The organism is Alteromonas naphthalenivorans, from assembly GCF_000213655.1.
Classification (GTDB): Bacteria; Pseudomonadota; Gammaproteobacteria; order Enterobacterales; family Alteromonadaceae; genus Alteromonas; species Alteromonas naphthalenivorans.
The window spans coordinates 1,480,058-1,492,667 of sequence record NC_015554.1; the positions used below are offsets into that span (position 1 = coordinate 1,480,058).

The following is a 12,610-nucleotide window of genomic DNA, read 5'->3' on the forward strand; positions in this document are numbered from 1 at the left end:
TGTAATGAAATGCCGAGCACCTGCTCGGCATTTTTATCTTTACCGTTTTGCGAAAGGCTAGGTATGCCACTAAACGCAGTAACATCTCACACCATTTCTATTCAAGATCACCGTATATATTATCTAGAAAGAAAAGGGCAAACCTCAAATAGCCCGTTACTTATCTTATTTCATGGATTCCCTGAAAATGCCCATACATGGGAAGCGCTCATCAATGCTTTGCCACCTGATTATCATATTATTGCGCCTGATTTACCGGGCTACCATCAATCAGATCCATTGACAGATAGGAGCGATTACCAAGTTCCTTCCTTGGTTGCTCGTATGAAGGAATTTGTTGAAACAGTTAGCGAAGGTCGAAAAGCGATACTAGTGGGTCACGATTGGGGTGGGGCGATAGCTTGGCCGCTAGCAGCTTTTCAACCTAATTTGTTTACTAAGCTGGTTATTTTAAATGCCGCGCACCCAAGCACTTTCACCCAAGCGCTTAAAACCAGTCGCGCTCAGCGCAAGAAAAGTGAATACATAAAATCGCTAGTGGCAGACGATGCAGAGGCAGTTTTAAAGCAGACCGATTTTGCGTTGCTTAAGGGGATGCTCGGCTCTGCTCTGTTTGACGGAGACATGCCCAAAAACGCGATGTCCAAAAGCGCCATGCCCAAAAATAAAGATCATAAAGCTAGCCCAGATAGCTACGGGCAAAGACTACTTCGTAGTTGGCGCAATACTCCAACATTGTCAGCCATGCTGAACTATTACCGAGAAATGCCACAAATGGCACCCGATGAGCACGCACCTGAAACAGAATTGTCACGCTTACGCGTACCGGTTCTACGCGTCACTTTACCTACATTGGTATTATGGGGGCGTTTAGATGATGCGTTTGATGAAGGTATCTTGAATGGTTTAACAGTGTACGTTCCCGACCTACGAATTGTGTATCACGATACGGCAACACATTGGGTTCACAGAGAGCAAGCGAATTGGGCGGCAAAAGAAATAACTGATTTTGCAACGTAGGATTATTTAAGAAAGTGTGAGAAAAGCGATATGGGAAAAGGGGCGTGGCCCCTCTCGGGGCCACAAGCACGGCATCCTGCCGTTACCATGTTGAACTGCTGTATCTTTACATGGTGCGAAGTATCTTAAAACTAGATACGTTCGTTAAGCTCGCTAGAGATAGGGCTTGATTGAAGACCTTGCTCAGCAATCCACGCTTGAAGTGTTTTACCGTCTGCTTCTGGGTTTTGTAGTTCACGACTTGGCATTTTCTTAACCAAAAGTGTACCTACATCTACCGCGTTGTTTACGATAGCAGTACGGATTAGGCTGTTGCCGTTACACGAAATACCTGAGTAGTAATCATGTAATTTTAATTTGAAATCTGATTGTACACGACGCATCTTTTTACGTAATTCGCCTTTATCGTCTGCTTGAACGATAGTACAGATGTTGGCTAGCGCTTCGTTTACATCGGCTTGTGCTGCGTTAGAGAAAGCTAGAGTAGATGCTGCGATAACTAAAGAAGTTTTAACAATTTTCAACATGGTTAATTTCCTTTCGTATTTAATGTTTAATTTAAAGTTTGTCTGTTCGGTTCGGGAATAATTAAAAACCAAATGGGCAGGTCAGAAAACATGGAAGCAAATAACAGGGTATCCCAAAGTATACCTTATACCAAAGTTGTGGGATGGGAGTTGGGTTCTAGCCCTTTATTTACAAGGTGCCAACCTAAAGTATAAGAAAAAATTGAAACGGCAAACCTACGTCAACTTATCGGTGAAAAAAGCGAAAAATAAATTTGAAAAGGTAAATGGACATGGATTTTGCTCACCTATCCAGCTCAGAATCGCTAATTTTTTACGCTTTGTTTGAATATCGTTAGATAAAAGCAGCGTTTTAGGGAAATCTGTTTTTATTAAGAAGAGTGGGCGTGGTGGAGCGATTAAATAGCATTATTGATTAGCACAATCAATTGGTAGTGTTGAACTGCAGCATTTAATTACATTATTAATAGGCGTAGATAAATAACCAATACGATTACCCATCTACGCTCTAAGAAAAAAACTCACTAAAAAATACGGCCTACGAAAAAAGCCTGTTAGCTATTGAGTAAGGCTTGGGCAGTGGTTTCATTGGTAATGAGTGAATTGATAAGTTTAGATCGCAACGCGCCTAAAATAGCGTCTTTCTTATTCATACCTGCCGCAATACCCACAACTGGCTTATCAGACGCTAGGGTTAATTTGCTACTGGTTACTCTTCGATTTACTTCGCAATCCACAATAGCGCCTTCACGATTGTAAACCCATCCGATGACCTCTCCAGTGGCCCCCATAGACGACAAGCTTTGCGTTTCGTTATCGTTAATGAAGCCATCAACATGCAGTGGCGATGTGTTGCCTAAATTACCAATGCCTACAAAAGTAATGTCTGCTTGTCGAGCCAGTTTGTGAATTCGCGCAATGTGAGCTTGTTGATGCAGTTGCTCGCGTTCAATTTCAGAACCCGCAATAACAGGCAGTGGCATGGGGTAATGTTGGGCCTTTACTCTATCGGCAATGTGTACTGCAACATCATAGCGGGTGGCTTCACCATTGTTGGCAATATTCCCTACCAAAGACACAATTTTGTGCTGCGGGCAGTTCATTAATGCTAGTTCGTCAGCACACGCGCGTAAAACGCGGCCAGTACCAAATGCAATTGTTTGTGGTGAGTCAGATTTAAGCGAGCGCTCTATGGCACTGGCTCCTGCTTGCCCCAAGCCTAAGGTAGAGTTTTCGTCGCCAACCACAGAGGGCACGACTTCACAAAATTGCAAACCGAAGCGCTGTTGAATAGTTTCAGCTAACTCCATGCAACGGGCAATAGGGTGCTCGAGTCGCACCTTCACGAGCCCTTCAGACATGGCCAGCGCCACTAAGCGCTGGGCACTTTGTCGAGAAGTATTTAAACGTTTCGCAATTTCGTCTTGTGTCTTACCGCCTACATAATAAAGCCAGCCAGCACGAGCGGCTTCGTCGAGACGTTGATTTTCTAGTTGTTGTTTTTTACTCATTTATTCTTGTTCCATCAATCAGATACCAACTTAGGGTAGGCTTGTATAAAGTTATCCCAATGGGAAATGGTTGTCGTGTGGTTTGTTGGCATATCCTTTAAATGACTCCCCCCCGTGTAATGAATAACCTGCATGTTTGCGGCAATACCAGCCTCAATGCCCGCAGGGGAGTCTTCAATAACAATACATTGTTTAGGCGCAACACCCATTTTTTCAGCCGCGTATAAAAAAAGATCGGGGGCTGGCTTCCCATTTTTTACTAAAGAGCGTGTAAATATATTGCCAGTGAAATACTGGCTTAAACCAGTACAAGATAAGGCGTACTCTGTGCGCTCGGGCGAACTGCTAGTAGCAAGACAATAGGGAACCGTTAGCCTAGATAGTAGGCTTTCAATGCCCAGCGTAGGCATCAAATTTTTAGCAAAGCTTCGCTTCAGCAAAATATGAAATTCATCTTTAATTTGAGTGGTGACAGTCAGGCCAAAATCATGATGAATTTGTTGTTCAACATGTTGCATACTTTTGCCAAGAAATTTGCTGATAAAATATTCCGCGTTAATCGACACTCCATAAGTCTCAAGTAAGCGCTGCCAGCTTTGCATCGACAACATTTCACTATCAATTAACACGCCATCACAGTCGAAAATGACAAGGCTGCTTTCAATTGTCATGTAATTCCTTAATGCATTCCAGATACGCATGTACTCCATTAAGAAGCAATTTTACGTACAAGCCCGAGAATAAACCAATTCAAGTTTACCTAATTAAGCTATTTAGCTCTATGAGTAAAATGAAGGGAAAGCCCTTTGGGTTAACACGCTACAACTGGGGGAAAAAACGCCTCTTCAGGCTATTCTTCATCATTTCTCACCATTTTGTCAGTAGAATACTTCCATTGAGGTAAATGACGAAAGAGTATTAAACAGGCTGCCAGGCCGTATCACTTCAAAATACTTATTTTACTTACGCATAACATATCGTGCCCTTACCGAGTTTTTAAGTCAACAAGCCCCCTATAGGCACAGTAATAACAGTTAAATTCAAACAAAAATGAACCTACAAGTAATAACATTTATTGGATACAAATTAACTTGTTAACCGAATTATAACGTTAGGCTTGTTAATTCCGTTTACATTTAAACATCGATATATAAGTATTGCCCGTGAGAAATAACTCACAGCTGTGGCAAATGCCCATTTGGGTTAACGGTTACTGAGCCAAACCTAAAAATTTCCAATTATGTTTTGGGTGAAGGCGTCGTTTTATGAGTGTTAACGTACTGATAATAATATTCATAACAAGTGTAGTTTTGGTAGCTAGCAGTAAAATGCACTTTGGACATACCAAAGCGGTGAATAAAGTAGCGAGATAGAAAATGAAAACAGATTCAAGCAATGGCGACATTGCACAGATAGGTGACGAGCAACTCCCAGTTGCAAAACACCAATTGAAGGGCTGGAAGCACTTCATGGGACTTTATGCTGGTGAGCACGTTGCAGCCACCGAGTTTGTGTTTGGTGCTACCTTTGTTGCCTTAGGCGCAACCATGACCGACATTCTGTTTGGTTTACTTATCGGTAATATATTAGCGGTACTTAGTTGGACGCTAATCACTACGCCCATCGCCGTAGATACACGCCTAAGTTTATATACTTACTTGCATAAAATTGCGGGTGATTCGATGACCAAGCTCTATAACTGGGCCAACGTCATCATATTTACCGTTATATCTGCCGCAATGATAACCGTATCTGCTACGGCGGTCAGGTTCGCATTGAATATTCCCGCCCAACTTGATTGGTATCCAACGAACCTGGCGTTTGTAGGTGTTGTTGCAGCGGTTGGCGTCATCGTGGTGTTTGTCGCCATGTACGGCTTCAATGCGGTGTCTGATTTTTCTCGTATTTGCGCACCTTGGTTATTCACTATGTTTGTGTGTGGTCCATTAGTGCTAATGCCAGCATTGGCTGATGCAGTAATTGGTCAAACATTCTTAACAAGTTGGGCTGACTTCATGCACATAGGATCTGTGTCGGTATGGACTGGTTTAACCCCCTCTGGTGAACAGGGTATTGGCTTACTCGAAGTTATTGGCTTCTCTTGGGCAGCAAATACAATCACCCATTTTGGTTTGATTGATATGGCTATGCTTCGTTTTGCTAAACGTAAAGTTTACGGCCTTACTACTTCTGCTGGTATGCTTTTCGGTCACTATGTGGCATGGATTTCTGCAGGTATTATGGGGGCAGGTACTGCTATTATCGTCCAAAAATCTATTACAGAATTAGACCCAGGTGATGTCGCCTTCCACGCATTAGGTCTATCAGGGTTGGTCATTGTTATTGTTGCTGGTTGGACAACCGCGAATGCTAACTTGTACCGCGCGGGCTTAGCAGCTCAAGCTATTTTTAAAGATAAATCTCGAATTAAAACCACCGCCACAGTAGGCATGGTTACCGTTGTTATCGCGTGTTTCCCATTCGTATTTACTAAACTGCTTCCCTTATTAACCTATGCTGGATTATTAGTAGTTCCTGTTGGCGGTATTGTATTCGCTGAACACGTCATCTTCCCGCGTATTGGTTACACTCGTTATTGGGCACATTTCCAAAACTTAACCCACAGCACACCTGCAGTAGCGACCTGGGGATTAGGGCTTGTATTTGGATTTGGTCTTAATGCATTGGATGTTATTTCATTCTATTACCTGTTTATTCCAACGTGGATATTCACCATTATTGTTTACACCTTGTTGGCCGCAAAGTATGGTGCAAAGCGTCAATACGTTGAAGAAAAAGCAGAAATGGATGCTTTCGATAAAGAAGTTGAAATTCAGCAGGAGCGTCAAGGCGCTGAGATTCCAACACCTGCAATAGACACGTCAATGTTATCGAAATTACTAAAAGTTGTGTCTTGGGGTAGCTTATTGGTGACGACGTTATTAGCCATTAATGCCTTCTCGTTAAGCCCAGATGTAGCCAATTACGAAAGTAACAGAGAGATGTTCTTTAACTTGGCTTTCGTATGCACAATTATTTACTTTACTACTGCTTACTGGTCAATGCGTCGCCACAAAGCACTTGCGAAATAGAGGTTTTTTATGCAACCAGCAACTAATATGCGTTTGAACCGTACTGCGTTATCTTCTCTTGATGAGAGCATCGCTGTACCTCAGTACGATGTATCTCGTGTAGAAGCCGGTATTGTTCATGTTGGCGTGGGCGGCTTCCACCGTGCCCACGAAGCCATGTACGTAGATGCGTATATGAACGTAACAGGTGACACTTCATGGGGTATATGTGGGGTAGGGCTGCGTGAAGCTGACCGTCATATGCAATCACTTTTAAAAGAGCAAGACTACCTTTATACATTGGTAGAAAAGCACGCAAATGGTGAACGTAAAGCCCGTGTTATTGGTGCCCTTACCGACTTTTTAATTGCGGGCGATAGCCCCATTGCCATTATTGATAAAATGGCGTCCGAGGCAATTAAAATTGTTTCGCTGACTATCACTGAAGGTGGGTATAACTTCGACCCCACTACCGGCGAATTTATTGCACAAAATCCTGACGTTCAGCACGATTTAGCCAATCCAGAATCGCCAAAATTAGTGTTTGGCTATTTAACGGCAGCACTTAAAAAGCGTAAAGAAATGGGCATCGCACCTTTTACGGTGATGTCGTGCGATAACATTCAACATAATGGTGATGTACTCAAAGCCATGTTGTTGTCTTATGTTCGTCTTGCGGATACCGATTTTGCTAATTGGGTTGAGGAAAACGTAAGCTTTCCTAATTCAATGGTCGATCGCATTACTCCCGCAACGACTGATGAAGACAAAGCGGCATTAGTTGAATCAGGTATTGAAGACAGCTGGCCTGTAGTATGCGAACCGTTCGATCAATGGATTATTGCTGATAAATTTTGCAATGAACGCCCAGCGTTTGAAGATGTTGGTGCACAGTTTGTAGACAATGTGGCACCTTATGAAAAATTGAAGCTAAGAATGCTAAACGCGGGTCACTCTGTGTTGGGGTTAACGGGTTCACTTGCCGGGCTTGATACAATTCATGAAAGTGTAGCCCAAACGGAACTTCGTTCTCTGCTAGCAACCTTCATGGTAGATGAAGTAATGCCAACCCTAGATCCGGTTGCAGGTATTGATGTTCACGATTACAAAAATATTTTACTAGCACGATTTGCAAATCCGTACATTAAAGATTCACTGTCCAGAATTTGTTTGGAAAGCTCAGCAAAAATTCCTGTGTTTTTGTTACCTACCATTCGTGAGAACTTAGCAAATGGTGGAAAAGTTGATATTAGTGCCCTAATACTTGCAGCGTGGAGTTTCTATTCAGATAAACGCACGTCGCAAAAAGGTACGCCGCTCGTTATTCAAGATCAACTTGCTGATGAATTGCACAATGCTGCTTCACGTTACCAAGATGATGCTTTGTCTTTCTTGAAAGTGACCAGTGTTTTCGGTGATTTAAGCGATGAGGCAGGCTTCACGCCTGTATATCAAGGTTACTTGAGCCGAATTTATAGCGGTGAGTCTATTTTAGAAATAGCTAAATCGCTAACAAGTGCACCAAACGAGCCAGCTCTCGTCTAGTAGATACAAAGAAAAGAGGCGACCTTGTGGTCGCCTCTTTAAGTGCAGATTACTCTGCAACCATGTTGAATCTTTTCACATGGTATGTGAATTTTTTATTTGTAAACGTCCGCTCAGGGCTGCTTATAATCTTCCGCTCAGGGCTGCTTATAATCTTCCGCTCAAGACTGTGGCAATTTCGTTACCTTCCAAACCATTCTCAGCAACCCATGCTTGCAACGTCTTACCGTCTGTTTCTGGTGCTGATAAATCACTCTTTGGCATCTTTTTAACTAGCAGTGAACCTGCTTCTACAGCGTTGCTCAGCATTGCTGTACGTATCAGGCTGTTGCCGCTACAGCTAACACCCGAATAATAATCTTTTAGTTTAAGGCGATAATCTGATTCTACAGAACGCATTTTCTTGCGTAGCTCACCTTTATCATCTGCTTGTACGATAGTACAAATGTTTGCTAATGCTTCGTTTACGTTGGCTTGCGCCATGCCAGATACACCCAGAGTTGCTGCGATAACTAGCGAAGTTTTAACGATTTTCAACATGGTCAATTCCTCGGTTTAATTTAAAAGTATGTTCGTTCGTTGGGTTCTATTAAACGCAAAATTTTTGAGGTTAGAAAGCCTTGGTCTAATACTAAGGTATACAGTTTAATATCTAAGTGGCGTTGAAAGGGTAAGCGCAAAAAAAGGCACACCACTAAGAAGAGGTGTGCCTTAGGGAATAACGAGTAAACGTTAATGGCTTTTAAAGTGGCTCGACACTTCCATAATCTGCTCACGCATCCACATATGGGCGTAATCGTGATCTGCACTTACGTGCCAATATAAGAAGTACTCTACGGTAGGTAGATCGAAAGGTAATTCATAAATGGCTAAGTCGTAGTGTTTAGCTAGATGAAATGGCAAACAAGCTATAAGGTCGGTTTTCACAATTGTACTGGGCACAGTTAAAAAGTGTTGGCTTCGCATAACTTCTTTACGGCGTTTACCCATTCTATCTAGTGCTACATCAATAGGGCCGGCACCTGATTTACGTTGCGACACATTAATGTGACCTAAGCGTAAAAAGGTGTCTAAATCTAAACCGTTCTTTAACGCAGGGTGGTTCTTTCGTGCTAAAACCACAAATCTGTCTTGCGCTATTTTTTCTTTGCATAAATGCGGATCGCTAAATGTGGACGCATCGGCGAAGAAATCTAAGGTACCGCTGGCCATCGCAGATACAATCTGACTACGAGGAATTTCGTAATTAGTTAGGCTAATATTGGGCGCTAGGTTTTGTAACCGCGAAACCAGCCTTGGCATTATGCTAACTTCTAGCAAATCTCTGCTAGCAAAGTTAAATGCCTTTTCTGCAGTTAAAGGGTCAAACGTATGACTCTCTTGCACGCTTTTTCTTAACAAGGCTAAGGCTTGTCTCGCAGGTACAATAATATTCTGTGCAACAGGGGTGGGTGTCATGCTATGACCGGTTCTTACGAACAATGGGTCGTTCAGCATTTCCCGTAAACGAGCCAGTGAATTACTCACCGCAGGTTGTGTAATACACAATACATCAGCTGCTTTTGTTAGGCTTCCCGCAGTATATATGGCGTCGAATACGGCGAAGAGGTTTAAATCAATTCTATTAAGATTCATTGCGCAATCCTTGTCTGGCGAGTGCCAGTATGAAAATACCAAAAAGTAACTGGCGAATTCTTTGGTTAATATTATTTTTACCTTATTGTAACAAGGTTATTTATAAATACCTATTATTAAAAGTTAATTGAAATATTCAATACATCAATAGTACTGTTCGTCTTAAATTAACTACCATTGGTCAAAAAATATGAAAACACTCATCGACTTAGAGGTTGGGGAAACCCTTGAACAAGCTGAATGGCTCACCATTTCGCAAGATATGATTAATCAGTTTGCTGAAGCTACGGGTGACTATCAATGGATACACCTTGATACTGAACGGTGTAACAAAGAGAGCCCATTTAGAACTACTATTGCGCATGGCTTTCTCACCGCGTCGGTTATGCCTAAGGCCTTTGAAGGTGTACTTGCTGCATCTGACGAAATTGCATCAACCATTAACTATGGTATCGATTCATTACGTTTTTTGGAGCCCGTGAAATCAGGCGATGCAATCAAATATCACTTCAAATTGGTAGAAGTCGTCAACAAACCTGCTGGTAAACTATTTAAAATGGAATCAAGCTGCGAGCTGGCCTCGTCAGGCAAACCAGCACTGGTGGGGACTTTTCTTATGTTGGCAGTAATGCAACCTAGCGAGTAATAAATTCGCTGTGAGTACACTATATTTTTACTGTGTACTCTACTGGCTAGGAGGCTCGCCCGCGTTGTTGGGGATGTTGGTAGTTTGAACATCAATACGCGGGCTCTCTTGTTCGGTATTAATGGCGCGTATTGGATAGGGAATAATAATACCTTCTGCGGCATATCGCTTATGTAATGCCTTTATGAATGCTGATTTTATAAAGAAGCGATGGAAGTACTCTTTTGCTCTCAACATCACCGTGAAATTGATGCTGGAATTATCAAAGGTGTGGTACACCACGAAGGTATCGTAATCATCAATTCCCCATTCATGGGAAACCAATATTTCTTTGGCTACCTCAAGGGTGACTTTCTCTACGTGCTCAAGATCAGAGTTATAATGTACACCTACATCAACCGGTACTGATAACTCTTTACTCGGGTAGAAATAATTAATTATCTTAGATTCAGCTAATACACTATTTGGTACAATAATAGTGTTGTTGGGTAACATTTTTATCCACGTGGAGCGCCAACCAATACGCTCTACAAAACCTTGCTCTTTACTCTCTAATTCAATGAAGTCGCCTACTCTAATAGGCTTGTCCATAACCAGTTGTACCCCTGAAAAGAAGTTCTCTAGAGTGGGTTGAAGGGCAAGCGCAACGGCAAGCGATGTGATACCTAACGACGCGATAATAGGGGTAATTGAAATGCCTAACGTACCCAACATTATTAATATACCAATACCTACGATAAGGCCTTTCACTATGCCTTTAATAATGCCCGTACTACTTCGAAGTGAGTCTGAACGCTGTGTTTGGTTAGCAAGTAACCCAACGGCAAAACGATTTAAGAAAAGAATAGCGGCAGTGATCAGTAATATTTTAGACGCGAGGGAAATTGAGCTCGTATAGGACTCATTGACAATATCGTACTTGTCGAATAGCCAATTTAAAATCCAAATATCGATAACGAAAATAAGGATAGTGAGCGGCAGGTTTAACGAGTGGGCCAGCAAAGAGTCATAGAAATATGAAGTGCGATCAGTAAGCAACAAAAACTTTCGTAGAAAGATGCGCTTAATTAAGAACATGAAAAGGTTAGCAAGTATCACAGTAACGGTGATAACAAGTTCAGGCACTAACACTAAGCCTGCAAAGTTAACTTCTGGCATGACTTTCCCTTGACCAATAACATACGAATTTGCACTAAAGCCATTCACACTAAAAGTGATTTTAAACCATAGCGTGCATATAAATACTACTATGTACAGCAATTAACGTTCCAACCAATTTCACTCAATTGAACCTAGAGAGTAATTAAAAATATCGGGGTTAATTATTATCTGCACAGTCGTTGGTTGTTATCGTCATAGGCCTTTCAGCACGGGCAGTCACAGCATTTTTGCGGTTTTACTTAAAATAGATATCAGTGTAAGAATGAGAAAAAATAAGCAGAGGAATCGTTTGATTCAATGCTAAAAAAATGCATTAAATTAGTGCAAATTTTTTATCATTCTTTTATGGTTTCATCTTTAAATCGTTAAAAAGACATACCAATGGCAAGACCGGCAACAACGGCGCTTTCGTGGTTTCTATGATAGTCGTAATGCAGTTGTGGCGAGACTGTGATACCAGACATCTCGAACTCATATAAAAAACCTAATCGTGCAACTTCCATTTTATGGCTACCGTGAAATTCTACCCCGGGGCCAATCTGGGCGATAAAGTGGTTAGTAATGTGAAAGTCCGCAACCAGTAGATACGTGTAGGCGTCTAAATCTTCAAATGCATATTCGGCCACGAAGCCAAGCCCCAAAAAGTCGCTGATACGATATTCATAATCAATACCTAGGGTAAACGCGTTACCGCACTCTTCTGTATATGTTGTGCCTACAAGGGCGGAAAGATGATGAGGTGACGTTTGCCAATGATGAGCATTTCCTTTTGCAGCAACAGTGGGGGCAAATGCCAAGGCTGTAATCAATCCTATAGCTATTTTTACTCGCATGGTGTGCTCACTACTCTTTATATATTCATGGTGTTTGAATAGAAAAACGCTTCTAACACTCGTTAAATCGTAGGTAAGATATTGAAACCTTACCAATGAACTTTAGTTGAAATGCACATACAACAGATAAAATAGTCATTCCACTTTGATTACTTAAGTAGGTAAACTCTAGGCAAGGAATGCTGACTAGAAAGGCAACTGAAAGCTCATCTAGAGGCAATAACAAATTAATAGTAAGGAGCGCTGCGATGAACAACGAAGAAGAAACGAGTATGTTTATAGAGGCTTGTACTACTCAACTTGTTAGTTTGTACACGGCAAGTAAAGAAGGAAAAAACGTAGATGCGGATAAATACCGAGTGCAAGGGTTTATTCATGCAGGCGAACTACTTGGCGTAATAAGTAAAAAGCAAGGGCGGGCGCTTATTGCTGACTTACACTTCCAGGTTTTTGGTGAAACCATTGAAGATAGAGCAAAAAGAAAAAGTAAACTGGAGGCTTTAAAGGAATCTGATCCAGATGCCTATATTGAAATTCCCGCGATTGAAAGGCGTTAACCGAGATTGAGCTAGTACAGTTGAACAATCATACTTTAGCTCACTGTTGTAAGCCACGACTATAGAAGTCTACAGCGTGGCTTAACCAGAACAACAAAGCGATA

General features: G+C 41.8%; 12 protein-coding genes. 5 read left to right on the forward strand and 7 right to left on the reverse strand.

Annotated elements, in window-relative coordinates:
• Positions 1-63 precede the first annotated feature (63 nt).
• Entirely contained in the window at positions 64-1,020 is a 957-nt protein-coding gene (locus tag AMBT_RS06405) for an alpha/beta fold hydrolase (RefSeq protein ID WP_013783793.1), read from the forward strand.
• 131 nt (positions 1,021-1,151) lie between these two features.
• On the opposite strand, the gene AMBT_RS06410 is transcribed toward AMBT_RS06405, so the two are convergent.
• The 3 genes from AMBT_RS06410 to AMBT_RS06420 all read right to left on the reverse strand — a co-directional run bounded on the left by AMBT_RS06410 (position 1,152) and on the right by AMBT_RS06420 (position 3,729).
• Positions 1,152-1,547 (reverse strand): DUF3718 domain-containing protein, encoded by a 396-nt coding sequence (locus AMBT_RS06410; RefSeq protein WP_013783794.1) that lies wholly within the window; start codon positions 1,545-1,547, stop codon positions 1,152-1,154.
• Positions 1,548-2,101: 554 nt separating this feature from the next.
• Positions 2,102-3,058 carry a sugar-binding transcriptional regulator gene (locus tag AMBT_RS06415; protein WP_013783795.1) on the reverse strand — a complete coding sequence of 319 codons (957 nt, stop codon included), beginning with the start codon at positions 3,056-3,058 and terminating at the stop codon, positions 2,102-2,104.
• A gap of 14 nt (positions 3,059-3,072) precedes the next feature.
• Complete coding sequence (locus AMBT_RS06420; RefSeq protein ID WP_013783796.1) at positions 3,073-3,729, reverse strand: HAD family hydrolase; 657 nt, start codon at positions 3,727-3,729, stop codon at positions 3,073-3,075.
• A gap of 705 nt (positions 3,730-4,434) precedes the next feature.
• On the opposite strand from AMBT_RS06420, the gene AMBT_RS06425 reads away from it, so the two are divergent.
• Positions 4,435-6,150, forward strand: a complete 1,716-nt coding sequence (locus AMBT_RS06425) for a purine-cytosine permease family protein (protein WP_013783797.1) — start codon at positions 4,435-4,437, stop codon at positions 6,148-6,150.
• A 9-nt stretch (positions 6,151-6,159) separates the two neighbouring features.
• Positions 6,160-7,674: a mannitol dehydrogenase family protein gene (locus AMBT_RS06430; RefSeq protein ID WP_013783798.1), complete on the forward strand. Its 1,515-nt coding sequence runs from the start codon at positions 6,160-6,162 to the stop codon at positions 7,672-7,674.
• Positions 7,675-7,821: 147 nt separating this feature from the next.
• Here the strand turns inward: AMBT_RS06430 and AMBT_RS06435 are convergent, their stop codons facing one another.
• A complete protein-coding gene (locus AMBT_RS06435; protein WP_013783799.1) occupies positions 7,822-8,214 on the reverse strand; it encodes a DUF3718 domain-containing protein in 393 nt (130 codons plus the stop codon).
• A 192-nt stretch (positions 8,215-8,406) separates the two neighbouring features.
• A complete protein-coding gene (locus tag AMBT_RS06440; protein ID WP_013783800.1) occupies positions 8,407-9,309 on the reverse strand; it encodes a LysR family transcriptional regulator in 903 nt (300 codons plus the stop codon).
• A 190-nt stretch (positions 9,310-9,499) separates the two neighbouring features.
• Between AMBT_RS06440 and AMBT_RS06445 the strand changes: the two genes are divergently transcribed.
• Positions 9,500-9,955, forward strand: coding sequence for a MaoC family dehydratase (locus tag AMBT_RS06445; RefSeq protein WP_013783801.1), 456 nt, complete (start codon positions 9,500-9,502; stop codon positions 9,953-9,955).
• A gap of 39 nt (positions 9,956-9,994) precedes the next feature.
• Here the strand turns inward: AMBT_RS06445 and AMBT_RS06450 are convergent, their stop codons facing one another.
• Both AMBT_RS06450 and AMBT_RS06455 read right to left on the reverse strand, forming a co-directional pair.
• Positions 9,995-11,113: a mechanosensitive ion channel family protein gene (locus AMBT_RS06450; RefSeq protein WP_013783802.1), complete on the reverse strand. Its 1,119-nt coding sequence runs from the start codon at positions 11,111-11,113 to the stop codon at positions 9,995-9,997.
• A 368-nt stretch (positions 11,114-11,481) separates the two neighbouring features.
• Complete coding sequence (locus tag AMBT_RS06455) at positions 11,482-11,949, reverse strand: hypothetical protein (protein WP_013783803.1); 468 nt, start codon at positions 11,947-11,949, stop codon at positions 11,482-11,484.
• A 248-nt stretch (positions 11,950-12,197) separates the two neighbouring features.
• On the opposite strand from AMBT_RS06455, the gene AMBT_RS06460 reads away from it, so the two are divergent.
• Positions 12,198-12,506, forward strand: coding sequence for a hypothetical protein (locus tag AMBT_RS06460; RefSeq protein WP_013783804.1), 309 nt, complete (start codon positions 12,198-12,200; stop codon positions 12,504-12,506).
• The last annotated feature ends 104 nt before the right edge of the window (positions 12,507-12,610 follow it).